The organism is Streptosporangium jomthongense (genome assembly GCF_042650425.1).
GTDB lineage: Bacteria > Actinomycetota > Actinomycetes > Streptosporangiales > Streptosporangiaceae > Streptosporangium.
In genome coordinates this window covers 19,904-45,000 of sequence record NZ_JBHSBC010000051.1, presented here as the reverse complement: position 1 = coordinate 45,000, position 25,097 = coordinate 19,904, and the positions used below count along the sequence as shown (strand labels likewise).

At 69.7% G+C, this 25,097-nt stretch carries 24 protein-coding genes and 1 pseudogene; 11 read left to right on the top strand and 14 right to left on the bottom strand.

The window, feature by feature from the left end:
* The 7 genes and pseudogenes from ACFOYY_RS38805 to ACFOYY_RS38775 all read right to left on the bottom strand — a co-directional run.
* Positions 1 to 2,386, bottom strand: a pseudogene (locus ACFOYY_RS38805) (hypothetical protein); the annotation flags it as partial.
* Between the two features lie 73 nt (positions 2,387 to 2,459).
* Complete coding sequence (locus ACFOYY_RS38800; RefSeq protein ID WP_352015462.1) at positions 2,460 to 2,789, bottom strand: trypco2 family protein; 330 nt, start codon at positions 2,787 to 2,789, stop codon at positions 2,460 to 2,462.
* A 119-nt stretch (positions 2,790 to 2,908) separates the two neighbouring features.
* Positions 2,909 to 3,112, bottom strand: a complete 204-nt coding sequence (locus ACFOYY_RS38795) for a DUF397 domain-containing protein (RefSeq protein ID WP_386196266.1) — start codon at positions 3,110 to 3,112, stop codon at positions 2,909 to 2,911.
* A 105-nt stretch (positions 3,113 to 3,217) separates the two neighbouring features.
* On the bottom strand, positions 3,218 to 3,421 hold the full coding sequence (locus ACFOYY_RS38790; RefSeq protein WP_362782879.1) for a DUF397 domain-containing protein: 204 nt from the start codon (positions 3,419 to 3,421) through the stop codon (positions 3,218 to 3,220).
* 109 nt (positions 3,422 to 3,530) lie between these two features.
* Positions 3,531 to 3,740: a DUF397 domain-containing protein gene (locus ACFOYY_RS38785; RefSeq protein WP_362782882.1), complete on the bottom strand. Its 210-nt coding sequence runs from the start codon at positions 3,738 to 3,740 to the stop codon at positions 3,531 to 3,533.
* Positions 3,741 to 3,748: 8 nt separating this feature from the next.
* Positions 3,749 to 4,606, bottom strand: coding sequence for a helix-turn-helix domain-containing protein (locus ACFOYY_RS38780; RefSeq protein WP_362782885.1), 858 nt, complete (start codon positions 4,604 to 4,606; stop codon positions 3,749 to 3,751).
* A gap of 184 nt (positions 4,607 to 4,790) precedes the next feature.
* Positions 4,791 to 5,009 carry a GntR family transcriptional regulator gene (locus tag ACFOYY_RS38775; RefSeq protein ID WP_386196263.1) on the bottom strand — a complete coding sequence of 73 codons (219 nt, stop codon included), beginning with the start codon at positions 5,007 to 5,009 and terminating at the stop codon, positions 4,791 to 4,793.
* A 919-nt stretch (positions 5,010 to 5,928) separates the two neighbouring features.
* Between ACFOYY_RS38775 and ACFOYY_RS38770 the strand changes: the two genes are divergently transcribed.
* From ACFOYY_RS38770 to ypfJ, 6 genes are all read left to right on the top strand, one after another.
* Entirely contained in the window at positions 5,929 to 6,147 is a 219-nt protein-coding gene (locus ACFOYY_RS38770) for a hypothetical protein (protein WP_386196261.1), read from the top strand.
* The gene (locus ACFOYY_RS38765) at positions 6,144 to 6,524 is read left to right on the top strand and encodes a hypothetical protein (RefSeq protein WP_386196259.1); all 381 of its coding nucleotides are present in this window, start codon (positions 6,144 to 6,146) and stop codon (positions 6,522 to 6,524) included. Before ACFOYY_RS38770 ends, ACFOYY_RS38765 begins: the two co-directional genes overlap by 4 nt.
* Positions 6,525 to 6,583: 59 nt before the next feature.
* Positions 6,584 to 6,895, top strand: coding sequence for a hypothetical protein (locus ACFOYY_RS38760; protein ID WP_386196257.1), 312 nt, complete (start codon positions 6,584 to 6,586; stop codon positions 6,893 to 6,895).
* A gap of 299 nt (positions 6,896 to 7,194) precedes the next feature.
* On the top strand, positions 7,195 to 7,428 hold the full coding sequence (locus ACFOYY_RS38755; protein ID WP_352015454.1) for a hypothetical protein: 234 nt from the start codon (positions 7,195 to 7,197) through the stop codon (positions 7,426 to 7,428).
* Positions 7,429 to 7,446: 18 nt separating this feature from the next.
* The gene (locus tag ACFOYY_RS38750) at positions 7,447 to 7,665 is read left to right on the top strand and encodes a BldC family transcriptional regulator (RefSeq protein WP_352015453.1); all 219 of its coding nucleotides are present in this window, start codon (positions 7,447 to 7,449) and stop codon (positions 7,663 to 7,665) included.
* A 267-nt stretch (positions 7,666 to 7,932) separates the two neighbouring features.
* Positions 7,933 to 8,841, top strand: a complete 909-nt coding sequence (gene ypfJ / locus ACFOYY_RS38745; protein ID WP_386196255.1) for a KPN_02809 family neutral zinc metallopeptidase — start codon at positions 7,933 to 7,935, stop codon at positions 8,839 to 8,841.
* Positions 8,842 to 8,847: 6 nt separating this feature from the next.
* Here the strand turns inward: ypfJ and ACFOYY_RS38740 are convergent, their stop codons facing one another.
* Entirely contained in the window at positions 8,848 to 9,729 is an 882-nt protein-coding gene (locus ACFOYY_RS38740) for a LysR family transcriptional regulator (RefSeq protein ID WP_386196268.1), read from the bottom strand.
* Between the two features lie 116 nt (positions 9,730 to 9,845).
* On the opposite strand from ACFOYY_RS38740, the gene ACFOYY_RS38735 reads away from it, so the two are divergent.
* A complete protein-coding gene (locus ACFOYY_RS38735; RefSeq protein WP_386196253.1) occupies positions 9,846 to 11,015 on the top strand; it encodes an alpha/beta hydrolase in 1,170 nt (389 codons plus the stop codon).
* 80 nt (positions 11,016 to 11,095) lie between these two features.
* Here the strand turns inward: ACFOYY_RS38735 and ACFOYY_RS38730 are convergent, their stop codons facing one another.
* From ACFOYY_RS38730 to ACFOYY_RS38710, 5 genes are all read right to left on the bottom strand, one after another.
* Positions 11,096 to 12,583 (bottom strand): aldehyde dehydrogenase family protein, encoded by a 1,488-nt coding sequence (locus ACFOYY_RS38730; protein WP_362917929.1) that lies wholly within the window; start codon positions 12,581 to 12,583, stop codon positions 11,096 to 11,098.
* Between the two features lie 162 nt (positions 12,584 to 12,745).
* Positions 12,746 to 14,122: an FAD/NAD(P)-binding protein gene (locus ACFOYY_RS38725; protein WP_386196251.1), complete on the bottom strand. Its 1,377-nt coding sequence runs from the start codon at positions 14,120 to 14,122 to the stop codon at positions 12,746 to 12,748.
* A 107-nt stretch (positions 14,123 to 14,229) separates the two neighbouring features.
* Entirely contained in the window at positions 14,230 to 15,216 is a 987-nt protein-coding gene (locus ACFOYY_RS38720) for a GlxA family transcriptional regulator (protein WP_362917925.1), read from the bottom strand.
* A gap of 498 nt (positions 15,217 to 15,714) precedes the next feature.
* Complete coding sequence (locus tag ACFOYY_RS38715; protein ID WP_386196249.1) at positions 15,715 to 16,182, bottom strand: hypothetical protein; 468 nt, start codon at positions 16,180 to 16,182, stop codon at positions 15,715 to 15,717.
* A 182-nt stretch (positions 16,183 to 16,364) separates the two neighbouring features.
* Entirely contained in the window at positions 16,365 to 17,819 is a 1,455-nt protein-coding gene (locus ACFOYY_RS38710; RefSeq protein WP_386196247.1) for a S1 family peptidase, read from the bottom strand.
* 795 nt (positions 17,820 to 18,614) lie between these two features.
* Between ACFOYY_RS38710 and ACFOYY_RS38705 the strand changes: the two genes are divergently transcribed.
* The 3 genes from ACFOYY_RS38705 to ACFOYY_RS38695 all read left to right on the top strand — a co-directional run bounded on the left by ACFOYY_RS38705 (position 18,615) and on the right by ACFOYY_RS38695 (position 21,292).
* The gene (locus tag ACFOYY_RS38705) at positions 18,615 to 19,019 is read left to right on the top strand and encodes a ribonuclease domain-containing protein (RefSeq protein ID WP_362917923.1); all 405 of its coding nucleotides are present in this window, start codon (positions 18,615 to 18,617) and stop codon (positions 19,017 to 19,019) included.
* Between the two features lie 304 nt (positions 19,020 to 19,323).
* Positions 19,324 to 19,710 carry a hypothetical protein gene (locus tag ACFOYY_RS38700; protein ID WP_386196245.1) on the top strand — a complete coding sequence of 129 codons (387 nt, stop codon included), beginning with the start codon at positions 19,324 to 19,326 and terminating at the stop codon, positions 19,708 to 19,710.
* A 298-nt stretch (positions 19,711 to 20,008) separates the two neighbouring features.
* Complete coding sequence (locus ACFOYY_RS38695) at positions 20,009 to 21,292, top strand: peptidyl-alpha-hydroxyglycine alpha-amidating lyase family protein (protein ID WP_386196243.1); 1,284 nt, start codon at positions 20,009 to 20,011, stop codon at positions 21,290 to 21,292.
* A 139-nt stretch (positions 21,293 to 21,431) separates the two neighbouring features.
* Here the strand turns inward: ACFOYY_RS38695 and ACFOYY_RS38690 are convergent, their stop codons facing one another.
* Positions 21,432 to 23,192, bottom strand: coding sequence for a PucR family transcriptional regulator (locus ACFOYY_RS38690; RefSeq protein ID WP_386196241.1), 1,761 nt, complete (start codon positions 23,190 to 23,192; stop codon positions 21,432 to 21,434).
* Between the two features lie 84 nt (positions 23,193 to 23,276).
* On the opposite strand from ACFOYY_RS38690, the gene ACFOYY_RS38685 reads away from it, so the two are divergent.
* On the top strand, positions 23,277 to 25,094 hold the full coding sequence (locus ACFOYY_RS38685; RefSeq protein WP_386196239.1) for a penicillin acylase family protein: 1,818 nt from the start codon (positions 23,277 to 23,279) through the stop codon (positions 25,092 to 25,094).
* The last annotated feature ends 3 nt before the right edge of the window (positions 25,095 to 25,097 follow it).

Sequence of the window (25,097 nt, the reverse complement as noted above, 5' to 3'; positions counted from 1 at the left end):
TCAGGCCTTCCTCGCGTCGTCCGAGATCTCCCAGCCGGATCGACAGGTTGTTCAGGCTCATGGCGAGGTCGGGCAGGTGGGCGTCCGGGTGTGTCCGGGCCAGCTTCCGGTAGATATCGGTGGCTTCTTCGATGGCGGCCAAGCCCTCTTCCCGTCGTCCGAGATCCCCCAGCCGGATCGACAGGCTGTTCGAGCTTAACGCGAGGTTGGGCAGGTCCTGGTGGTCGCGGTGCCAGGTGGTCAGGCGGGTGGTGAGGTCGACGGCCCATCCGGCCAGTACCTGGCTGTACTGCGGCAGGTGGTCATGCCAGGCCTGCACGGTGGTGTGCGGCAGGTCGGGAACGTTCAGCATCTGCTGCAGGGCGTCCAGCAACGGGGCTGGGCGTTCGGCCTGGGGAGCGACCTCGATCGCCGCCGGTACCAGCACCGCAGCCTGGCGTGCGCACAACGCGGTCAACGCCGCGTCCAGGCTGCCGGCGAAGACGCGGTGGCCGGCCGCCCGGGTGTAGATGGTCAGCAACTGCACTGCCTGGGCCGTATCGGCTCCGATGGTCAGTCGGTCGGCAAGGCCGGGCCGGGCGGGCAGGTGGCGGCCGATGAAACGCTCGGCCACCAGGTCCGGCTGCAGCGTCCCCCAGGGCTGGTGAGGGTCGGTCGGCGGGTAGAGGGCGGCCAGCCAGTCGCGTACCCGCTCACGGCGTTCGGCAGTCGACTGCTCGGCCAGCGCGGGGAGGCGGGCCAGCAGCGCCAGGGCCTGGGAGTGGTCGGCGGCGCCCAGCGCGGTGGCCGCGGCCAGGGCATCGGTCAGGACCTGAGGCAGCACCAGCCCATCGCGGGTACGGTCATACAGACCGAAGACGACCGCGGCGGACCTCCAGTAGCGCTCCTCGTGTTCCAGTAGCCGGTCCTCCACCCCGGCCGCCTCCGCCCAACCCGCCTCGTGGCCGCCGTCCACAGCCGTTGCGCCGGTGGCGGCGTCCAGCAGATCGGCCAGCGCGCTCATGTGCAGGGTCAGCGCGTTCCCCCGCTGCGCCGTGCCCAGCGCGGCCGGCAGGGGCAGGGCAGCGGCCAGGGCGCTCCACGACTCCCCGGCCCCGGCGAGGGTCGGCGCCTGTTGCAGGGCGTGGGCGAAGGCGAGCGCGGCTTGGCGGTAGGCGTGTCCGCGCTCTGCCGGGTCCTGCTCCAGAGCCTGCAGGTCGATGAGGGGAGCGTGCTCCAGCAGGGCCCCGTTGGTGTGGGAGGCGCGTTTGAGGCTGTGCCACCACGAGCCGGCGGTGCGGGCCACCAGCAGTACCTTCAACGGGCAGAGGCTCTCCAGGCGGGTGGCGGCCTCCAGCAGGGCGGTGACCTGATCGGTGCGTGATTCGGCGTAGTCGATGACCACCAGCAGCCCGGCGGCGGTGTCGGCGATCACGGCCAGATCGGCAGGGGAGGCGTTCGGGCGCAGCCACAGTGTGCCCCACCCGGCGGCGGCCAGTTGCCCGGCCAGGTGGGTGGCCAGGCGAGTCTTGCCCTGCCCGCCCACACCGTGCAACAGAAGCGCCCCGAACCCCGGCAGGTCGGCCCAGGCGTTCAGTCGCGCCAGGACGTCCTGGCGGCCGTGGAAGGGCACGATCTGGCGGCGCGCCCGCAGCAGGCCCGCCGGTGAGACCCCGATCCCGCCGGGCACGACGACTGCGGCGGGGTCGGCCGCTTCGGCCAGGTGCTGGAACTCGATCGGCTCCAGCACCACCCCTTCCCTTTCCTCGATCGCGCTGTGCTCGCCCAGCACGGCGCGGAAGGCCGGGTCGTGGTGCAGCACGTAGGCCGGCACCGCCTCCAGATGGCTGTGACCGCGCCCTGCCGGATCGGCGGTGATGACCCCGGCCAGCAGGTCCCCGCAGAACAGCGCCGCCCCCGACATGCCCGCCCACGGCGAGGATCCGTCCATCGGCGCTTCGGGGGCGGTGCCGGTCACGGCCATGACGTAGCGGTCGCCCACGTAGCGGTCGCCGGGGTTGAGGGTCCCGGAGGGCTGCAGCAAATCAGCCGGACGGCCCTCGCGCTGCACCAGGGCGGGCAGCCCCCAACTCTCGCACGGGATGCCGGGCCGGTAGGTGAGGGTGCGGCCCCAGCGCACCGCCCGGCCCGGCGGCGGCCTCCAGGCCTGGTCGTCGATGACGACCAGGGCGGCGTCGTCGCACCCACCTGGTGTGCCCGACCACACCACGCGCCCACAGTAGGTCTGCGGATGTCCGGGATGGAACACCTCCACCGGTGAGCCGGTCGGGCCGGTCACATGGGCGGAGGTCAGCACCAGTCGCGGCCCGACCACATACCCCGACCCCCGCCCGGACGCGGCCACCGAGGTGGTGGTGACGACGGCGACCACCCGCTGACGCTGCACCCGCGCTCCCTTCCGCAGAAGGCCCCGGCATCGGCGCCGAGGCCCTGGACTGGTCGAACAGCAGGCCGGACAGTCAGCGGCCCAGGTGCCCGCCGACCTCGCCCGGCCCGGCGATCTGCCCGGAGGTGTCGGTGATCAGCAGGTCACCGCCATCGCGGTGCTTGGGCGTGAGTGTGACGCGAACGGTGTGGGTCCGTGCCCGGCTCACCCCCGCTTCGGCGTCGGCGGAGACGACCCAGGCCTTGAACCCGGCCTTGGCCTTGGCGTCGGCCTTCAACTCCACGGCGAACTCCAGCTCGATCGGCCCCACCGCGAACGCGATGTGGCTGCCCGCTCCGGTGACCGCCGCCTCCAGCAACTCGTCACGCAGCCCTTCGACCGCCTTGGACAGCTCGATCTCCACCCGCCCACCCCTTCCGCCACGCGATCTCTCAACGTAAGACAGACGCTCCGCCCGCCGCCCGGGTTTCCCCGCCATTTCAGGCGATTACGGATCGGTAGGGTCTCGCGGGGAACAGGTGATCAGGCGTCGAAGGCGCCGGTGTTCACGCGGCCGATGAATGAGCGCCACTGGGCGGGGGTGAAGGCCAGGGCGGGGCCGGAGGGGTCTTTGCTGTCGCGAACGGCGATCAGGTTGGGGAGGTTGGTGGCGACCTCGATGCAGTTGCCGCTTTGGTCGCTGAGGCTGCTCTTGTGGAACTTGGCGTTGGTCAGGTCGGGGGTCATGGGGTTCCTCGCTTTGGGTGAGCGGGTCCTGACCTTCACTGTGTGAGCTGCCCCTGACATGCACAAGGCCCCAGCGCCGTACGGTGCCGGGGCCTCGAAGAGAGATCAGGCGGCGAATGCGCCGGTGCTCACGCGGCCGACGAACGAACGCCACTGGGCGGGGGTGAAGGCCAGGGCGGGACCGGAGGGGTCTTTGCTGTCGCGGACGGCGACCAGGCCGGGGAGGTTGGTGGCGACCTCAACGCAGTTCTCGCCGGCGCCGCTGAGGCTGGACTTGCGGAACTGGGCGCCGGTCAGGTCAGGGGACATGGCTGTTCCTCGCCTTCGTCGGGTTCCTGGTCCTCACTGTGTGAGCGTCCCATCGCACATGCAAGACCCCGGCGCCCGTGTGGGTGCCGGGGTCCAAGAGCGAAGATGCTCAGGCGTCGAAGGCGCCGGTCCTTACGCGGCCGATGAACGAGCGCCACTGGGCGGGGGTGAACGCCAAGGCCGGGCCGGAGGGGTCCTTGCTGTCGCGAACGGCGTGTCCACCTTCGGGTAGTGAGGCCACCTCGACGCAATCGCCTCCATCTGCGCTACTCAGGGAGGACTTGCGCCAGGTGAGGTTCTGGGCCTGGGTGCGATCCACGGTTTTCCTCACTTCAGTTGTTCGGCCAGGTTCATCATGCGCGCCACTGAGGCTTCCACTGATAGGGCGCTTCCTCGTATGTGGTCGTATTTGAGCGTATAGCGCTCAATTTCCTCTGTTCCTTCGAGGTACAGGTCTCCGTTGGTACCCGTTTCGATGTAGACAAGCTCGGGGTCGTCCGGGGTGGGGTACGACAGGATCGTGAACGCGCCTGACATGGACGCATGAGCGCCTGCCGTGTTCGGAACCACTTGGATGCCAATGTTCGGACGAGCCGCCATGTCGATCAGGTGGTGAATTTGTGCACGCATGACCGCAGGGCCTCCCACGTGCTTGATGAGTGCCGCCTCGTCGAGGATCACCCACAGATTCAGGGGGTGATCGCGTTCCAGGATCTGTTGCCGAGCGAGACGGGCATGAACGCGCCGTTCGACCATGTCTTGATCAACAATCATGCCGCCGCGAAAGACAGCACGTGCGTAGTCGGCGGTCTGGAGCAGGCCTGGAACGAGCAGGGCTTGGAAGACGCGGATCTTCGATGCCTCGGTTTCGAACTCTACGAGGCTGCCTCCCAGTTCGGCACGTAGCTCCCCTTCCCACCATCCCCGTTCACGTGCCTGACGGGCCAGGGTGCTCATCGCCTTCCGTACGGCCTCATCGGTGACGCCGTACACGTCGAGCATGTCGGTCACATCGCTGACGGTGGGTCTTCGCCACTCGTTGCGTTCTATCCGGGTGACCTTGGATGCGGGCCATCCGAGAAGCTTGGCCGCCGCTTCGGCGGTGAGGCCAGCGTCACTACGGGCTCGACGTAGTGCGGCGGACAGGCGCCGTCGTCTCACCGTGGGGCTGTAGATGTGGGTCATCGGGGGTGCCTCCTGGCTTGAGAGGCTCACGGTAACTTATTTTTGGGTATTGCTCATTTGGGTATTGCGAGTTTACCACCGAAGCGGCACTATGAGTTCCCAGGCAACGACTGTGAGTGAGGGAATCATGGCAGAGCTGGCTGCGACAGGTTGCGCCGGACGGCACTTCGGCCTCCGGGGCTGCTCAGTCGTCGGCGGCCTGCCACTCGTCCTTGGGGCGGACGAAAGTTCCGACGCCCACCTCCCCTCGCACGAAGCCCTCCTTCTCCAGCCGGGCTATCGCCTTACGGATGGTGTTGCGGGCCAGGTCGGGCCACTCCTGCTCCAGTTGGCTGAGACTCGGGATCGGAAACCCGGTCTTGTATGTCCCGGCCTCCAGGCGCTCTCGCAGGATGTCGTACACCTGCTTCCATCTGGCCCTATCTAGCCGCCATCCAGGGAATGACTCCAGAGATCCGCTCACGAGCCAGACCGTAGAGGGCTGGCGCCTTGCACGCTCTTGTGGCATAGGGCGAGATAGCCGCGAGCCTACCGTGGTAGGGCAGGACACACTAGAGCGCCTACCAGGCAACTTAAAAGAAACGACCTGCCCGGCGTTGCACCGCCGGGACAGGCCCTCTATCAGGAAGGTAACTCCTGACGTGAGTAAGAGTAGTGCTCCGGGCTTTGGCTCGGGCACGTCGATTCGGGACGGTTGTGGCTGTTTCGCCGGTGCCGTGCCGCTGCCCATGGGGTGTGCCCGGTGTGGGCATTCCCCCTACGCCCACGGCTGTTCCGCCCAGGACGGGCATGAGTACGTGCAGCCGTCCGGGGTGTTGATGGACGCCCGGCTTCAGGCTCGGCGTGCGTACGGCCCGCAGGTTCTTCCGGCGCCTCGGCCTCCGGTGGAGGTCGCGCCGGGGGAGGTGGTTCCGCTGGTGCCCGGTCAGCGTCGTCCCGATCCTGATCCTGAACCGGGGGCGCCCGCGATGGTTCCGGCCGCGAACGCCGTACCGCATGGCGTTGTGGAGCCCGACCCCGTGCCGGTTCCTGTGGACGACCCGGTTGTGGTTCCGGAGCTGGTGCCTGTCGCGCCGGTACGGCCTGCCCGGCCGTCGCCGCCTCGGCGAATCCGGCGTCCGTTCTCCACGGTTCCTCGGCCGGGGGTCATCTGGACGAGGGTGCGTCAGCCTGGTCGCCTGGCCGTACGGCCTCGATGTCCCGGTGCTCGTACGGCCTGGCGGCCGGTTCGGGTTCCGGCTGTTTCTTGTCCCGCAGGGCAGGCCCGTCTGGCGATCACCCCGCCCAGGCACGCCTCTGATCGGATCACGGAGGTCCAGATCATGCAGCACACCCCCGACCGGCCGGTGATCCCGGGCTGGCGGTTGCTCATCAGCAGCGCGGGCCGGTTCTGGGCCTTCCGCGACCGGCCCTTCCCCCGCCTCGCCGTACGGGCCGGGGCGGAGTCGGCGGTGGACGCCGACACCTTCGAGGAGGTCCAGGCCGTCATCGCCGCGCAGGAGGAGAAGGCCCGCACCGTTGTTGAGGGGGTGCCCTCGTGACCGGACGGCACCGCGACGGCCAGCCGTACGAGCCGGTGTACCGGAGGGTGTGGGACGGCCCGGCGAAGGCGGAGGCCGAGCGGATCGACCAGGCGTGGGCCGACTGGACCGTCCTCTACAGCCTGGGACGGCGCAGCTTCTACGCGGTCGCCGCCTGGGGCGGTTCTCGGCCGGTCATCGTCGAGGACCCAACCGGCGACGGGTTGGAGGAGCGGATGCGGGAGGCCGAGATGATCCGGGCGATGAGGCCTGCTCCGGCGCCGGTCCGGCGCAGGCGGGGTGGGGCCGGTCGTCCGTCTTCCGGGGTACGGAACGAGGAGCCCGGTGGGGAGACGGTGTCCGCCGGAGGACGTTCGCCGGACGGGAGGGCCGCGTGATGCCGACGGCCCGGGTGCCTCGTCAAGGGGCCGAGTTCTCCGATCGAGCCTGTGACACCGTGCAACAGGCTCATCCCGGTTGGCTGGTCTTCCACAGCTCGCGGTCCGGCCTGTGGAGCGCCTACCGGAGCGCCCTGCCCGGCAGGCCGTACGCCGGGGACGCGCTGTTGGTGCGGGCGGAGTCGGCCGAGGAATTGGACCGCAAGCTGGCCGCCCAGGTGTCTCCGGCGGTGCCGCCGAGCATCCGGGCCGTCGCCGTCGCCCGTGCCCTCCAGAGCGCTCGGGCCAGGCAGTCCGCCCGGATCTCCCGGGCCGTTCAGGCCGTTGGGTCAGGCCGGTCCACGGCGTTGCGCGGGTTGCTGCGCTCCTGAAGCCGGTACGGCGGGCGGAGGAACCGTATCCGTCGTACCCCATGAACGTGCGGCTCAGGTAGGAGGGACCTGGGCCGCACACCCTCGCAAGACGGCTCCCACACACGCTGAGCGTGTTGGGGAAGGGGGAGCCGTCTGGCGCACCGGCCCCCTCCCCGTGGGGCCGGTCCTCCTCCAGGGTGCCCGGCCGCATGCTCCCCGGCTCGGGGCCGGGCACCCGCCCCGCGAAAAGGGTCGAAGCCCTGACCTCACGGCCCGAACGACGTGTGTTCCCTGCCCGCCTCCGAACCGGGACGACCATGACCGACGACGAACGGCGCCTGATCGACCTGCTCATCAGCACCCACCCCGCCTGGCGGTACGAGGAACACGACCTGCCCGGCCTGCCCCGGTGGTGGGCCGTCCGCTACCACCCCCTGCGGCCCGACCAGCGCAGAGCCGGAGCCAGGGACGTGCTCGGCCGTACCACCCTGCACCGGCTGGCCAGAGCGCTGGCACGCCACGACCAGATCCTGCACACCCTCCGCTACTGAGACCCCCAGGAGTTCCCCATGGCCGCCCTCAAGGCCGTCGCCCCCGACGGCACCTTCACCACCGGACCGGACACCGTCGAACGACTCCTCACCCCTGGCGAGGTCGCCCGGATCTTCGGCGTGGACCCCAAGACCGTCAACCGCTGGGCCCTGACCGGCCGCATCCCCTCGGTGCGAACCCCCAGCGGCCAACGCCGCTACCGCCAGAGCGACATCGGCGCCCTGCTGAACGGGTAGGCCCGCCGTACCATCAGGTCACATTGAGGCTCCGCGACCCCGACGACCGTGGTGTGGGGGATCCGGGCATCGTGGAGCAGCCGAGCACGCCGAGTGGAGGACCCGTCCACGCACGGCTGACCGGTCGGCGAGTCCGTTTTGTGGCGCTGCCCGAGCACCGTCCCAAGCCCAATGTGGGCAGGCCGTGACGACCCGGCGGACTTCCTCGACACGGAGATCGGGGAGACAATGGGGCCGCGCAGATCTCGTCCAGAGAAAGCGGCTCCGATGGACTTTCGCGACGACGTGGACCTCGACGCCTCCCAGGTCGAGGACGTCGGCGGCGGTGGCGGCGGGTTCCCCGGCGGGGGGCTCATGGTCGGCGGCGGTGTCGTCGGTGTGATCGTGCTGGTGGTGGCGGCGCTGTTCTTCGGGATCGACCCGGCGGCGCTGCTCGGCGGCGGTGACGGTGGTGCCGGTGGCGACGGAGGGGCCCGGCGCCCCGCGACCTCCGGCTCCGACCTGGGCGCCGAGTGCCGCAAGGGCAGCGACGCCGACCAGTCGGACAGGTGCCGGGTGGTCGGCGTGGTCAACAGCGTGCAGGCCTACTGGCGTGAGGCGTTCACCGAACGCGGCAAGGGCGCCTACCGCAACACCAGGACCATCCTGTTCACCGGGGGAGTGAACACCGGATGCGGCCAGGCCAGTTCGGCGGTCGGCCCGTTCTACTGTCCGGCCGACGGTCGCGTCTATCTCGACCTGGGCTTCTTCGGCGACCTTGAGAGCCGTTTCGGCGCCAGGGGAGGTCCGTTCGCCCAGGCGTATGTGATCGCCCACGAGTACGGTCACCACGTGCAGAACCTGATCGGCACCTCCCGGCGGGTCGGCGACGACCGCAGGGGGGCCGAGAGCGCCTCGGTCAGGCTGGAGCTCCAGGCGGACTGTTATGCGGGGGTGTGGGCCAAGCACGCCGTCGAGACCGGCTTCTACACCGGCCCGTTCACCGCCGCCGACATCCAGGAGGCGCTGGACGCCGCGGCGGCCGTCGGCGACGACAGGATCCAGCGGCGCACCCAGGGCAGGGTCGATCCCGAGGGCTGGACACACGGCAGCGCCGAACAACGGATGAAGTGGTTCACCACCGGCTACCGAACGGGAGCCCCCGCCGACTGCGACACCTTCTCCGGCGCCCTCTGAGACCCGTCACTTCACCGGTCGCAGGGCGTCGGCGGCGGCTCTGACGAACGCGCGAACGAGCGGAGTCTCGTCCGAGGTACGCCAGACGAAGGCCCACCGGGAGCGGGGGGCGTCCCGGATGGGGACGAAGGCCAGGCTGGGCCATGGGTAGAAGTCGACCGCCTCGGCGGTGACCCCGGCGGTGGCCTGGCCCGAGGAGACGACACTGAGTGCCTCCTGCCAGGTGGTGACCCTGGGGCCGCGGCGGACGGGGCGGCCGGAAGGGGTGTGCCGAGGGTTGAAGACCTCCTCCATGTGGAGGGGGATCGACTGGCCCTCGACCACGACGCAGTCGCCGAGATCCTCAAGACAGATGCTGTCCCGTCCCGCGTAGGGATGGTCGGCGGAGACCATCAGCATCACCTCGGAGGTGTGCGAGACCGGTCCGACGGTCAGCTCGGGCTCGCGGATCGGCAGCCACAGGTAGGCCACGTCCAGCTCGCCCGACTTGATCAGGTCCAGGGGGGAGGCCGGCTGGATCTCGCGGTGCTGGAGGCGGGCGTCCGGGTGGCGGGCCAGGAACAGGTCGAGAACGTTCTTGATCCGCAGGGAGTACGGGCCGGTGGTGCCGAGGGTCAGTGTTCCCGCGGTGCCGTCGGCGGCGGCCTGAGCGGCCGCGATCCCCTGCTCGATCTGCCGGTGGCCGCTCTTGAGCGCCTGGTACAGCTGCTCGCCGAGCGGGGACAGGCGCACGACTCGGGTGGTGCGGTCGAACAGGGGCGCGCCGATACGCCGTTCCTGCTTTTTGATCGTCTGGCTGACGCGGGCCGGGCTGATGCCCAGCCGCTCGGCCGTACGGCTGAAGTGCAGCTCCTCGGCCGCCACCAGAAAGATCTCGATCTCTCGCATCTCCACGGGCGGCCTCCGGATTATTTAGTTCAGGGTTAAAAGACGTTATCGGATCCGTCGTTGATGCGACGCTGACGGGTCGGGGAGGCTGGGGTGCGGAAAGGCTTGGAGGTTCGGTGCCCGTCGGCTATCTGTTCCCTGTGACGCTCGTCGCGGTCGGCACGCTGTTCGCGCTGCGGCCGGTGCCGTTCTCACGCCCGCTCGGCCGGGTGAGCTACTACTTCGGCCTGGCCGCCAACGAACTGCCGTTCGCGGCCTTCTTCTGGCTCCTGCTGCTCCCGACGGCGCTGGCGTTCGCCGAAGGCGACATCGACTCGGCAGGCGGGTGGGCGGTCGTCGCCCTGGCCGCCGTGACCACGCTCGGACTCGCGGTCGTCGCCCGTCGCGCGCTCGGGGAACGGGCACGGGTGGAACACGCCCTGGACCAGGGGCTGGGCATCGGATGGCGTGCCGCCCTCGATGCCGACCTCGCCGAAGGGCTGCGGCGCCGTCCCCCGCTGGCGCGTGTCCTGTTCCTGCCCGTCTTCCGGCGCCGCCTGGACGTCCGGCGCGTGGCCGACCTCTCGTACGGCGACGCCGGTCGGCGCAACCTGCTCGACGTCTACCACCACCGTTCGCGCCCGCAGGGCGCACCGGTCATGATCCACCTGCACGGCGGCACCTACTCCGGCGGGCGCAAGAACAGCCAGTCGCTTCCCCTGCTCCACCACCTGGCCGGTCAGGGATGGGTGTGCGTCAGCGCCACCTACCGGCTGCGGCCCCGGGCCCAGCACCCGGATCACCTGATCGACCTCAAGAAGGTCATCGCGTGGGTGCGCGAGCACGGCCACGAGTACGGTGCCGACCCGTCGACGCTGTTCGTCGCGGGCAGTTCGGCGGGCGGGCACATGGCGGCGCTGGCCGCGCTCACCCAGAACGACCCCGCCTTCCAGCCGGGCTTCGAGGACGCCGACACCTCCGTGTCCGGCGCCGTCTACCTGAACGGCTGGTACGGAACCTACTTCGGCCAGGGGCCCGAGTCCTCGCCGCTGGCCCACATCACCGCCGACGCGCCGCCGTTCCTCGTGGCCCACGGTGATCTTGATCCGATCGTGCCCGTCGCCGAGGCCCGGCACTTCGCCGACCGCCTGCGCGAGACCTCGGCCGCCCCCGTCGTCTACGTCGAGTTGCGCGGCGGGAACCACGCCTTCGACCTGTACCACTCGTTCCGCTTCGAGGCGGTCGTCGACGCCGTCGAGGCCTTCACCGCCCTGGTGAGATCGCGGGAGAGGGCATCCCGGCCCTGAAGCCTGGCGAAGGGCGACACGTGCTCCGTGAGGAGTGCCCGGCGCGCCCGGACCTGCGCGGCGGGCGCGCCGGGGTGGGGTCAGATGTGGAGCTGGGTGCAGACCGACTTGACCTCGGTGTAGGCGTCGAGGACCTGGTGACCCATCTCGCGGCCCCAGCCCGACTGCTTGTAGCCGCCGAACGGCAGGGCGGCGTCGAAGACGTTGTAGCAGTTGATCCAGACCGTGCCCGCGCGGATCCGCCCCGCCAGGGCGTGCGCCTTGGAGATGTCACGGGTCCAGATGCCCGCCCCGAGCCCGTAGACGGTGTCGTTGGCCTGGGCGGCGATCTCGTCCAGGTCGGAGAAGGGCGAGGCGACCACGACGGGCCCGAAGATCTCCTCACGGACGAGCCGCATCTCCGGCCGCACGTCGGTGATCACGGTCGGCTGGACGAAGTAGCCCTGGTCGCCGTGCCGGTCGCCGCCGGTCACGGTCCTGGCGCCCTCCTGGCGGCCCGAGTCCAGGTAGCCGGTCACCCGGCGCAGCTGCTCGTCGGAGACCAGCGGCCCCATCTGCGTGTCCGCGTCGAGACCGGGGCCGAGCCTGATGCCGCGGGCGATCTCGGCGACCCCCTCCACGACCTCGTCGAACCGGCTGCGGTGGACGAAGAGCCGGGACCCGGCGATGCAGCACTGGCCGTGGTTGAAGAAGATCGCGTTCGCCGCGCCCCGGACGGCGAGGGCGGGGTCGGCGTCGTCGAAGACGACGTTGGGGCTCTTGCCGCCGAGTTCCAGGGTGACCTTCTTCAGGTTGCCCGCCGCGGCGTGGACGATCAGCCTGCCGACCTCGGTCGAGCCGGTGAAGGCGACCTTGTCCACGCCGTCGTGGGCGGCCAGCGCCGCTCCTGCGGTCTCGCCGTACCCGGGCAGGACGTTGACCACGCCGTCCGGCACCCCCGCCTCGGCGATCAGCTCGGCCAGTCGCAGGGCCGAGAGCGGGGTCTGCTCGGCGGGCTTGAGGATCACCACGTTCCCGGTGGCCAGGGCGGGGCCGAGCTTCCAGGCGGCCATCAGCAGCGGGAAGTTCCACGGGATGATCTGGGCGACCACACCGACCGGCTCGCGCAGGGTGTAGGCGTGGAAGGTCGAACCCGGCACCGAAAGGGCGATCGTGTTTCCCTCGATCTTGGTGGCCCAGCCCGCCATGTAGTGGAACAGGTCGGCGGCCAGCGGGACGTCCGCGACCCGCGCGACGGACAGGGGCTTGCCGTTGTCCAGGGATTCGAGCTGGGCCAGCTCCTCGGCGTGCTCCAGGATCAGGTCGCCGATCCGCCAGATGATCCGTCCCCGTTCGGAGGCGGTCATCCTGGACCACGGGCCGTGCTCGAAGGCCCTGCGGGCCGCGCGTACCGCCCGGTCGACGTCCTCGGCGTCGGCCTCGGCGACGTGCGCGAGGGTCTGGCCGGTGGCGGGGTCCGGGGTGGCGAAGGTCCTGCCGGACGCGGCGTCGACCCATTGGCCGTCGATGAACAGTTGGTGGGGGCTGGTGATGAAGTCCTCGACGCTCTTGTCCAGGGCCACCGTCATTGGCGTTGGCTCCCTTCCTGTTCGAAGGCGCTCCGTCAGGCCGTGCGTCCGCCCGTGCCGATGAGCGTCCCGGTCCTTGGGAGGGCGGCCCGTTGGACGAGTAGCCTTCATGACACTATGCGTGAGGAAAGTGCACAAGGTGTGCTTTGGGTGGCCTGAGGGTCACCGTGGATGAACGGCCAGGGCCAGAGCGTCGGCGATGCGAGGGGCCAGGGCCGCGGCCTGGGCACGGATCTCCGCGATGGCCGTCGTCTCGTAGAGGGTTCCGCGCAGCGTCGGCCCCAGCGTGAAGATCCGGTCGCTCGGCCGGCCCGTCGCGTCGAGGACGGCGCCGCGGGGATCGGCGTCGATCCCGAGCCGCAGCGCGTCCTGCCGTACCACGCCGTCGGCGACCAGGCGGGACAGGAAGGGATCACCGGCGACGCCGCTTCCCGGGCCGGTCGCGTTGACCAGCCAGCCGACGTCGAGTCGCCTGACGGTGCCGTCGGCGCTCACCCGGGCGCTGATCCCCCCGGGGCCGGTCGTGGCCCGGACCAGCCGGCCACGGAGCACCCGCAGCCTGCCGTTCGCCCGCAACTCGCCGATCCTGGCGGCCGTCGCGGGAGGGATGCGGTGCCGGTGGACCTCCCAGTGGCGCGCGACCAGGTCGAGGAAGCGCCGCCGGTCGTCCGGGCTCAGGTTCGCCCACAGCCGCTGGGTCCGCGGGCGCAGGCCGTCGACCACCGCGGGCCAGTCACCCCCGTTGTCCCGTACGGCCAGCCGTACGGCGCGCAGCAGGGCGGCCAGGCCGAGTGGTCCCTCGGGGATCGCGGCCTGGACCGGGGGCGGCACGGGGCAGGGATGGGGCAGGGGCAGCAGGGCGTGCCGCGACAGCGCGTGCACCACCGTGCCCGGGTGCGCGGAGGTCACCGTGAGCGCCACGTCCACCATGGTCAGCCCGGTCCCCACCACGAGGACCGGCGCGCCGTCACGGATCCTGGCCAGGGCGCCGGGGGCCCACGGGTCGGCGACGTAGCGGCGGCTGCCCGCGTCCACGACCCTCGGCCAGGGGGCCTGGGGGCGGTTGCCCAGTGCGAGCACGGCGGCGTCGGCACCGATCCGGCCGCCTCCGGAGAGCTGGACCCGCACGTCGGGGCCCTCGTCGGGGCACTGTAGGAGGGCGGTCGCCGTGGCGGTCACCCGGCGCACCACCCGGACGGGCCGGTCCTCGGCGGCGGCCAGCAGGTCGCGCAGGTAGCGCCCGTAGGCCTGCCGGGGCAGGTAGCCGGAGCCGTCGACGTCGAGCCCGTTGTCCCGGGCCCAGCGCAGCAGGTGCCCCGGGTCGTCGTCCAGCCCGCTCATCCTGTCGGTCGCGGCGTTGAGCAGGTGCCGGGGGTCGGTGGTCGAGTAGGCCTGGCCCTGCGCGTGCCTGCCGTACTGGTCGATCAACATGATCTCCAGTGGCATGGCACGCGCCCGCGCCAGGCGGAGGAGATGGACCGCGGCCAAGGTGCCGCTCGCGCCACCACCCACGATGACGACAGATGGAGATCCTGACACGGCGTCCATCATACCCACTATCCTGGTAGGATATATGGGATGTATTGCGTGGACCCCTGGTAGGCGGGGGTTCTGCCGCCATCGACCCCCGCCCTGTCAGGTGGTTCTCAGCCGGCCGCCATGGAGGGGTAACTCGGTTCGGGGCTGCGGCTGTAGCGCTGGCGGTGGGCACGGGGTGACAGGCCCCGCCGTTTGGCGAACTGCTCGCGGAAGACCGCGACGGAGTTGTATCCGACGAGCCGGGCGATCTCCTCGATCCGCAGTTCGGTGGTTTCGAGGAGTTCCTCGGCGCGGCTGAGCCGCTGGGCCAGCAGCCAGGAGTGCGGCGTCGTGCCCATGGCGGCCCGGAACTTGCGGGCGAAGGTGCGCGGGCTCATCAGGGCCTGGGCGGCCAGGTCGTTGACGAGCAGGGGTCTGTCCAGGTTGTTGCGGGCCCAGTGGATGACCCCGGCGAACAGCGCGTCCTCGTCGCCGGGCACCGAGCGGGTGATGACCTGGGCCTGGTCGCCGTCCCGGTGCGGCGCGGCGACCAACGCGCGGGCGACGACGTTGGCCACGGCGGCGCCGTGTTCGCGGCGTAGCAGGTGCAGGCACATGTCGATGCCCGCGATGATCCCGGCGCCGGTGATCACCAGCCCCTCGTCGATGTAGAGGGTGTCGGCGGTCACGGTGACGTTGGGATAGACCTGGGCGAAGTCATCCAGGAGGTGCCAGTGGGTGCTCGCGCGCAGTCCGTCGAGCAACCCGGTCGCGGCCAGCAGGTGGGTGCCGGTGCAGAAGGCGGCGATGATCGCGCCGCGCCGGTTGGCCGCGCGCAGTCCGGCGACCAACTCGGGGGTGGGTTCGGGGCGGGTGTCGTACCCCGGCATCAGGATGATCAGTTCGGCCTTGTCGAGGCGTTCGATACCGTGCTCGACGTGCATCGACAGGCCCAGGTCGGTGCGGAGCGGACCGGGCCGCTCTGCGCACACCGTGAAGTCGAACGGCGGAAGCTCGGCTTCGAGGCGGTCGGCGAAGATCGCGCCTATCCCCCCGATGTCGAACGTGCTCACGCCATCCGTGGCGAAGACAACCACCGATCGGAAAGCGGACATCCGGTCAGCCGACCGACAGTGTGACGGTGGACAGTTCTACAACCGTCTGACTATTTCTCATGGAACAAGTGAACCCTAGAAACCACGGTTTGGAACGTCACTTCGATTAATGTTCATGGATTTCGCCTCCGGTGGTGGTCCGGGTGTGGCCTGAGGGACGGAAGTGGCGCCGGAGCGCGGACCGTAGGCGGTGCGGTACGAGGAGTGGTCGATCCGGTGAGGCGGAAATCCCCTTTCTCGGCGGGTGACCGAAAGGCGCGGCGGACACCTGGAATTTGGATGGGTGGAGAGACTTCACACGGGCATCCGGAAACCGCGGCGGGGAATCTCCAGTCACCTCGCCTTCGCGAGCGTCGTCCTTATCGTGCGGTCCCGTGGTGATCCCGGCGGCTTGTGAGGAGGTCCCGTGAACGCCTCGATGCGGAGCACCTCGTGGAACGCGTGTGCGGCACGCCTTCCACCCTTGGAGACTTACGGCACCGCCCGTCACGCCTCCTGTCAGGATCGTTCGACCTTGGTGACCTTGCTGATGATCATCACCGTGCCATCCGGGCCGTCCGGCAGGCAACCGTCGGGAATCTTGATGCCTGCCGGTGGGTTTTTGCGCCAAGTGGAAGCGCCACCACCACCGGTGATTTTGTCGCCTTCCAATACAGGACCCATGCCGGGCACGTCCACGCCACGCCTCTTGCCGTCGATGACGGGCTGGGTTCCATCGGGCCATACGGGTGTCGCCTGCGGATCTCCAGGACCGGGCATCACCAGTCTGAGACATTTACTTTCGGCGTCGTACCTCAGTGTGCCCATGATTATGGCCGTCATGGAAATCGAGGAGCGGTGGACGATGGCGAGAGGGTCTTTTCCCTCTATGCTCAATCCACTGCTGGAGCATCCGGTGGTAAGCGTTGGAAGGGCCGCTAATGCGACGAGCCATGCGTATCTTCTTGCCTGATCACCCGTGTGCATCACATCATTGAACCACATGTGGGGTCAGGGCCCCGGCGAGTTTGTGATTCGGCCGACCCGATCCATTCGGTCCGGTCTTGAATAGATCGAGGACGCGCCGACGGTCGTAGACGCGGCGGCCCGCCCTCGCGCAGCAGTGACCTCGTTAAAAGTGTTCTACTTGCTCACGGACGGCATCGGCCTCAGCATGTGGGGCATGTCCAGACGTTCCAGTTGCTGCCCAGCCCGGTCGAGTCGTTGACGCGATCCGTGGCCACGAAGTACGCCGATGTGTCGAACACGGAGTAGCTTTCCGCGGAGGTGATTCCCCAGGCCCTGTTCCCGTAGTACAGCGGCCCCCCGCTGTCTCCCGGGTCCACCATGTCGTCGGTGACGATGTTTCCCTTGTACGTCTTGCCGTCGGTGATCCAGTCCTCGTCACTGATGTCGACGTTCGTGTCGGTGATGTTGTCGCAGGTGGCGCCTGTGGTCCTGCCGAACTTACAGACCGGTTGTCCGACGACGGGAGACGTCCCCACATCGTGGGCGTATCTGGGGAGGTTCCAGTCATAGTAGAACGTGCGGGTCTGCGTCATGCTCGTTGTGCTGCTGCTGTCGTATCTGGCCAGATCGTAATCCTGCGCGCGGAACCATCGCGACAGAGTCGTGGTGTCGGTGTCGTAATTAGAGTGGTTGCGGTATGTGTAGTATTGACTGCCGTCAGCACAGTGCCTTGCGGTGAGGCTGCCTTTGGCGCCGGTGGACGAAATAACGTTGAATCCGTTCGTGCAATTATTCGACCCGTTGAGCAGCCCGCCGCCGCGGATATACTTGTCGGTCCTCCGCAGCAGTAGATTGTCGTCAAGCTGAATGTTGATTTTGATGGCGGGGTTGTCCGGGGCGGAAGGCTGGATTGACGTAACCGCGCGTGAACGCGCCGCATCGTCGGACGGTTTTTCCTTCAGCCTCACGGTGATGTTCACCTCGCCGGTTTCGGCGTTGTACCTGCCTACCGTCGAGGCGACCTTCCCGCTTCGGTGGAGACTGAGGAGCGCGGCTTCCCGCGCCGCCTGTAACTCCGCCTCGGAGAATCCGCGTCCAGGGAACAGCCTTACTTCCACCGGCAGGGTTTTCGCGAGTTCGAGTGCCTTGGCCGGCACCTCGCCCTTGAAGCCGATACGGACTCCACGGCCCTCGTCCACTATGGCGATGTCGGCGATCACCTCGGCAAACTCCGAGCGCAGCCGGGAGGCCAGGGGGTTGATCGCCGGACTCCAGGCGTAGCGATCGATGGCCTCCTCGAAGGAGATCTTTTCTGACTGCGCGTACCGATTGAGGTCGATGAGCTCGGAGAACGGGATGCCGTCAACCTTGATGGTTGGGTCGGGGACGGGGCCGTCAGGCATGTCGCCCTGTATCGAAGGGTTGTTCTTCAACTCCTTGGCGGCATACTTATCAAGAGCCTGCTTCAGGGATATGCCCTGCGCCTTGGCCTCCTTGGAGAGTCTGTTCAGCGTGGGACGGTCGGCCTTGGGCTGCTGGTCCCGTGATAGGGTGATCGGTTCCTTGGCGGCGGAGCCTGGCTGCGCCATGGCGAGACCGGGAATCAGTGGGATCGCAATCGTGAGGGCTGCTGCAAATGCGAGTCCGCTCTTCATTAAGACCCTTCTTCTGATGTCAGGTGTCAGGTGCCACAGAAGCGTTAGCCATGTTGGGGGAGAAATGGTGAGGTGTATCCATGCTGAACATCGCAACGTTCCGCTGCGGCAGCCTCGCCTGAGCAATTGGATTTTACTGGATCATCATCAGAAAATTTCAGACATTTGTCAATGGACAGTTTGCATGACCCCGAGGCTCCAGTAGTACTTATCGATCCTTGTTGTGTTGTCGCTGGTAATGGGCTTTTCGAGCGCGCGGTGGCGTAACCGCCAGGCCGACCAGTGCCGGATACGCTGCCCGTCGATGGGCGGCGGGTTAACAACGCGAACAGGCGACGAACCTCATTGGCAGAGATCGTCGGCGGTCCCGCCAAGCCCGCGCCTCTTTTCCCGGACGCTTTCGGCTCATCCCCATCCGGGTCGCCCGTTCACAGCGCCGGACCCCTTTGGCACCGGGGCCGCGGGAGTGCCACTGCCAGGCGCTCGTGGGGAGCCTTGCCGCAACGGCTCGGGGCACGGACCTTGCCTGCTCCGGTGGTGATCTGGCGGGGCGGAAAGCCATTTCTCGGCGGGTGACCGAAAGGCGCGGCGGACACCTGGAATTTGGGATGGGCGGAGAGACTTCACACGGGCATCCGGAAACCGCGGCGGGGAATCGCGGTTCCTGGCAGGAAAACGCATGTCCTCTCCGGGCCACGAAGAGTTCATCCCGCCTTCGGCGGGCGTCGTCCTCGTCGCGCGATCCCGCGGTGATCCTGGCGGTGTCCGCCCCTTCGTGGTCTGTGAGGAGGCCCCGTGAACGCCCCCCGTCGTCTCCGGTCCGTTCCGCTCGCCGTCACGCTCGCCGTGATGACGTTCCTGACCGGCCTGGTCGCCGTCACCCCCGCCGACGCCGCCGTCTACTCGACCTGCACCGTCTCCCGGTGCTCCGACGCCCGCTCGGCCGCCTCGACCTGGGCGGCCAAGGGATACCCGACGAGCAGCGGGTGGTACTCCTGGCCCGACGGCCGGTACAACTACACCGGCGGTCAGTTCTACAACCGTGAGGGGCAGCTGCCCTCGGGCGCCACCTACTACGAGTACGACGTGTACTCCCGGGCCAGGGGCGCGGCGCGTGACGCCTACCGCATCGTCGTCAACCGCTCCACCGGCGTCGTCTGGTTCTCCCCCAACCACTACACCGACTTCTACCGGCTCTGACCCCACCGGTACGGCAGTGTGGCCGTCACCTCGCCGTTGTTGTGCCTGTCGCGCACCCTCCAAATCGTGAGAAAGTCCCCCTGTCGGGGAGGGCCGGCTCCCGCACCGGCCCCTCCGTGACGTCACTTCGCCACGCCCTGACGGGGGGCCTTATGAAGCGTTGGGTGGCCGTCGTCGGTCTGCTGTTCTGCATTTCGATTGTGGAAGGCACCCCGACCTCACGTTACAGAGCATTCGCCAGTCGCCGGTTCCGGAACCCCTGCTTCTCACAATTGGATACACCGGCATACCCTTCTTTCTTTTCATGCTGGTCATAGGCCCTCGAATCAGGGGGCCACACAGAAGGGCCATCAAGGAGCACCGCCGGATCCTGGCCAGCGCGTACAAGATCGGTGACAGTGCCGGAGTCGCTTACGCGCTCCGAAGCCTGGGAATCATCCACACCGATATCAAGGATCTGTCGATCGGTTTCGACTACGCCACCAAGAGCTTCACCCTTCATCGGCAGCTGGGAGTTGACGTCACTCCCGACCTGCATCTTCTGGCTCGTCAACGTGAGCTGATGGGTGATTCCAAATTCCTCAAGAAGATTCGTGAGGCGCTTGACGAGGCGACCTCAGACGACCTCGCTCGGCTACTCGGAGAATCCGAAACCCGCGAATACCCGCAGGAGCCCCCGAACGGGGTGTGACATTCCCGTCGTGCGATGGTCGTCCACGCCGTTCTGGCTCACCCGGAGACCGGCGCGGCGGAATCATCCGCCCGGTCGTCGGCGTCTTCGGCGCCTCGATTTCCTCAAAATCGTCGGTTCCGACCATCGTGCGCTGGGAGGTTCTCCGCCGCGCACATCGGGACCTCCCTGACCGGATGATCGGGGAGGTCCCCGATGGCGGTTCCCCGGTGACGGGGCCGACACTGGGCGCACACGTGACCCGGTCCGTGTGCGCCCCGCCACGACCGGGGCGCTCGTACCCCCCGGAGCGAGCCCCATGGCGATGCGCGACGCCACCCCCCAGAACGCCTCCCTTCAGAACGACGCCGCCCCTCAGAATGCCTCCCAGAGCGGTACGGCCTCCCGAAGCGGTGGCCCCTCCTGCCGGAACGGCATGGTCCCTCAGAGCGGCACGACCTTCCAGAACGGCGCGGCCTCGCGAAGCGACGGCCTTTCCCCTCGGGACGGTGCCACCTCCCGAGGTGGCGACCCCTCCCGGGGAGGGCGGGTTCGCAGGCGTGTCCTGCTGGCCGCCGTACCGCTGCTCGCCGCCGGGGCCGCCGGGCTGTTCCTGCGCGGGAACCCACCCCGAGGGGCCGTGGTCTCCGAGGCCGTCGACCGTACGGTTCCGCCGGGCTCGACGCTGACGCCGTGGGGACGGGCGCCCGCCGGGGTCACGATCGGGTCCGGGGTCGCGGTGACCGGAACGGGTGAGGTGTTGCTGCTGCACCGGGGCGGCGGGGCGTTCGCGGCGGACCGGATGATGGACGTCGATCCGGTCGTCGTCCTCGACGCGGGCACCGGGGAAGTCACGCGCTCCTGGGGAGCGGGGATGTTCGCCTCCCCGCACGGCGTCTCGGTCGACGGGAAGGACCGGGTGTGGGTCACGGACGTGACGACCAACCACGTCACGGTGTTCACCGGGGACGGGCGGCTCGAACGGACGATCGGGCATGACTACGGCTTCGGCCTCGACACCTGCCTGGCCGTACGGAACACGCTGACGAACCTGCGCTGCACCGGGGACCCCTACATCTTCGCCAGGCCGACCGACGTGGTGGCCGGAGGGAACGGACGGGCCTTCGTCTCCGACGGCTACCGCAACTCCAGGGTGGGGGTGTTCGACGCCGACGGGCGGTTCGCCGGGGCGTGGGGCGAGCCGGGAGATCGTGACGGCGCCTTCTCCATCCCGCACGGGATCGCGCTGCGGGGCAACGGTGACGTCGTGGTCGCCGACCGGCGCAACGCGCGGGTGCAGGTCTTCTCCGCCGACGGCCGGCACCTGGCCACCCACTCCTCGGCCGCGATCGGCAGGCCGTACGACGTGGCGGTCGGTCCCGGTGACGTGCTGTACGTGCTCGACGGGGGTGACGCCCTGGACGAGGAGGGCGGGCGGCACCGCGGCTACGTCGTCGCCCTCGCCGGGGACGGGTCGGTGACGCGGCGCTGGGCGCTGGCGGACCAGGACGCCGACCCCCACCAGCTCGCGGTCGGCCCGGCGGGCGAGATCTACGTCGCCGCCCTCAACGGCCCGCCACTGTGGCGCTGGGCTCCCCGCTGAACGCCCAAACCGGTTGAACCTTCGCGTAGCCGCCCCAGGCGGCTGGGCCCTGGCACAGTCGTCCCAGGCCGGTTGGATCTTCGCACAGCCGTTCCGGACCGGCTGGATCCCGGCACGGTCGTCGCAGGAAGCGCGACCGTCACAGGAGGCGCAGGCGCAGCCAGGTGACCAGGCGGGTCTGGGGGTCGGACAGGTCGAGGCCGTCGGCGGCGAGTTTGCGGACGCGGTAGCGGAGCGTGTTGGGGTGCACACCAAGCCGCCGGGCGGCGGCCCGGACGTCCCCGTGGCTCTCGATCCAGGCCAACGCCGACTCGGCCGTCTCCGACAGCGCTCCCGAAGCCCGTGCTCCCGAAGACAGCGCTCCCGAAAGGGCCCCCGAAGACCGTGCTCCCGAAAGGGCCCCCGAAGACCGTGCTCCCGAAAGGGCTCCCGACGACGGTGCCCCTGAGGACGGGGTTCCCGAGGAAGGCGTCCCGGTGGGCAGGGCGGGGTCCGCCTCGTGCAGGAGCAGGCCGGGATGGTCCTCCAGGAGCGCGCGCAGCTCGATGAGCGTCGCCGCCGCGCGAACCTCGTCGATCGTGCCGACCGCCGAACCCGGGCCGCCGGCCGGGCCTGATCCGGCCGTCGCACCCGGGTCGGCGGCCGAGGCGCGTAGGGCGGCGAGTGCGAGGTCGGCCTCGCGGCGGGAACGCGGCAGCGCCTCAGCCGGGACCCGCCCGCCGATCGCGGCGACCAGCCGCCCGCGCCTGCCGAGCTGCCGGACCAGGTCGGCGGCGATCTCCCTGAGCGTCGTCAGGTCCGGAGTCGGGACCAGGCAGTAGACGGTCTCGGCGCGCAGCACGCAGGCCGCCGAACGCCGGTAGGCGTCGAAGTAGGTGGCGACCCCGTCGAGCAGGTGTTCCCCGGGCGGGTCGTCGGCGCCGAGGGAGAGCCCGGCCACGGCCAGCACCGCGATCCCCGCGTCCGGGTCGAGACCGAGGCGACGGCAGGCGGTCCGCGGGTTGGTGCCGTCCAGGGCCTGCCCGACCAGCTCGCCGTGGCGTTCCCGGTCGGCTGTCCTGGCCGTGCGCGCCCGCAGCAGGTGCGCCGCCGCCAGCCGGGCGAACTCCTCGACCAGGACGAGCCTGTCGTCGGGAAGCTGGTCACGTCCTTCGAGGACCCACAGCATGCCGAGGGGTTCCTGGCCGCCGCGAATGCCCGCCCCGACCCGCCAGATCGTGTGGTCGGCGGTGTCGTAGGGCGCGTTGGTGAGGAAACGCAGCGCGCGGCCGGTGGTCAGCAGCAGCCGCCTGGTCTCCCGTGGGGCGTTGCGCTCGGGCACGACCCGGTTCAGGATGACGTCGCGTTGCAGGTCGTCGTTGACCTGGCCGGGTACGGCCGAGTAGGCCAGCAGCCGCCACTGGGTGTCCACGATCCCCACCGGCCGGTCGAGGGTCTCGGCGATCAGGTTGACCAGCGTGTTCAGGTCGCCGACCGGGACACTGCCCAGGTCGCCGCCCGGCGCCGCGACCAGGTTCTCGCCGAGCAGGACGGTCTCCTCGACCAGCGTGTGCAGGTGGCTCCAGGACATGGCCGACTCCAGCGCGACCAGCGCGACCCCCGCCTGGGCGGCGGCCTCGGCCAGCGGCGCGGCGTCCCGCGCGTCGGCCCGCAGCACGGCGGCCGTGGCCCCGCCGAGTCCGCGCAGTGTCGCGGCGGCCTCGGGGGACCCGGCGGTCAGCCCGACCAGCAGCACCATCGACCCGGGGCGGGGCGGTACGGAACTCAGCGGATCGTGGATCGCGGGCCCGGAGACCGGGACCTCGACTCCGCGCGGGGCGCCGACGACCGTCACGTAGCGGGTCCCGATCCGCTCGACCACCTGGGCGAGTGACGGTTCGAGGTACTCGACCTGGTTCATCCGTGCAGTATCGGCCAACACCCGGGGTGATTCCTCGTCCGATCGGCCAAGGAATTCCGGACATTCTTCACCCATGGTTAACGCATGGACAATTCCTGGGGCTCAGTGCGGGTTCTCCGGGACGCGTACGGCACGCCGCTGATCGACGCCTCCACCGAGCCCGCCGCCTACTTCGGGCTCGGGTACGCGCAGGCGCGGGACGACCTGCACGGCGTGCTCAGGCAGTACCTCCTCGTCCGCGGCGAACTCGGCGAGCCGGAGCGCGACGCCGTGCACCGGCGCTGGCAGGTGCTCGAAGAGGCGAGGCGGGGACTTGAGTCCATGCCCGATGACCTGCGGACCTGCTACGAGGCGTTCGTGGCCGGGATCGGCGCGTGGATGGAGGAGCACCCCGAGCGGGTCCCCGACTGGGCCCCGCCGCTTGAGGCCGCCCTGCCCATCGGCGTCAACCGGATGGTGATGCTGTTCTGGATCATCACCGACGGCGTCGAGGCGCTGCGCGCCGCCGGGGTGCTCTCGAACGAACCGGCCTCGGAGAAGGACGTCGGCTACGCCCCGCTCGGCTCGAACGCCTGGGTGGTACGGCCCTGGCGGACCGCGACCGGTGAGACGTTCGTGGTCAGCGACCCGCACCTGCCCTTCAGCGGCGCGTTCGCCATGCACGAGGCCGTCGTCAGGGCCGGTGACCTGCACTACGCGGGCTTCTGCTTCCTGGGGGCCATGCTGCCGCCGCTGGCCCACAACCGGACCTGCGCCTGGGGGCTGACCACCGGGGGTCCGAGGGTCTCCGACGCCTACCGGATCGCCGTCCAGGGCGACCGCTACCTCCACGACGGGGAGCCCAGGGAGGTCCTGCGGCACGACGGCCACGAGTACGTCGTGCACAACGGCGTGGTCGCGCCCGTCCTGGCCAGGGACGCCGAGGCGGTCTACGTGGTGTGCACGCCGTACATGGGGCTGGCGGGGGAGACGGAGCGGCAGTTCGCGGCCATGGTGCGGGCCCGCGACGTGGGGGAACTGAGCGCGGCGCTCGACGCGTGCGCCTTCCCGCCGCAGAACGTGCTGGCAGCCGACGCCTCGGGCGACTGCCTCTACCAGCGCACCGGGAGGGTGCCGCTCAGGCCCCCGGAGCAGGGCGGGGGAGTGCTCGACGGCAACACCTCGGCCACCGCCTGGCTCGGCGTCAGGCCCGCCGCCGACCTGGTACGGATCGTCAACCCGGCCTCCGGCTACCTGCAGAACTGCAACACGGCCCCCGACACCGTCACCCCCGACCCGGCCCTGGCGCCGGAGCGCTGGCACCCGGACGTCTTCAACGACGAGCCGGGCCGGGACACCAGCCGGGGCAGGCGACTGGCCGAACTGCTGCCCAGGGCCTTCTCCGTGAGCCTGGAGGAGGTGACCGCGTGGGCGCTCGACGACAGGTGGCCGGACACCGGGGTCTGGCAGGCCAGGCTCCGCGAGGCCGCCGCCGCCGAGTTCGGCCGGGTCGGCGCCTGGCCCGCCGAACACCGGAGGCTGCTGCACCGGCTGCTCGCCTTCGACGGTCACGCCGTCCCGGACTCGGCGGACGCCACGGCCTGGGTCGCCTGGCGGGAACGGATCTCCGACGACGAGGACCTCCTCGGCGCCGTCGAACGGGCCGCCTCCCGGACGTACGAGGTCTACGGGGAGGGGCACCGGCTGCCGACCGGGGCGCCGGGCCGGGGCGGGGCGCTCGGGCTCGACGTCTCCCTGCGCTCGACCTACTACGCGGGCGGTACGGCCTTCGCCGGCGGTCCCTGTCTGCGGATCGTCGCCCTGGGCGGGGACGGCATGCGCTCCTGGAGCGTCGCGATGCCGGGCCAGGCCGCGCTGTACAGCCGGGGTGAGGTCAAGCCGATCGTCTTCGACCCGTCATGAGGC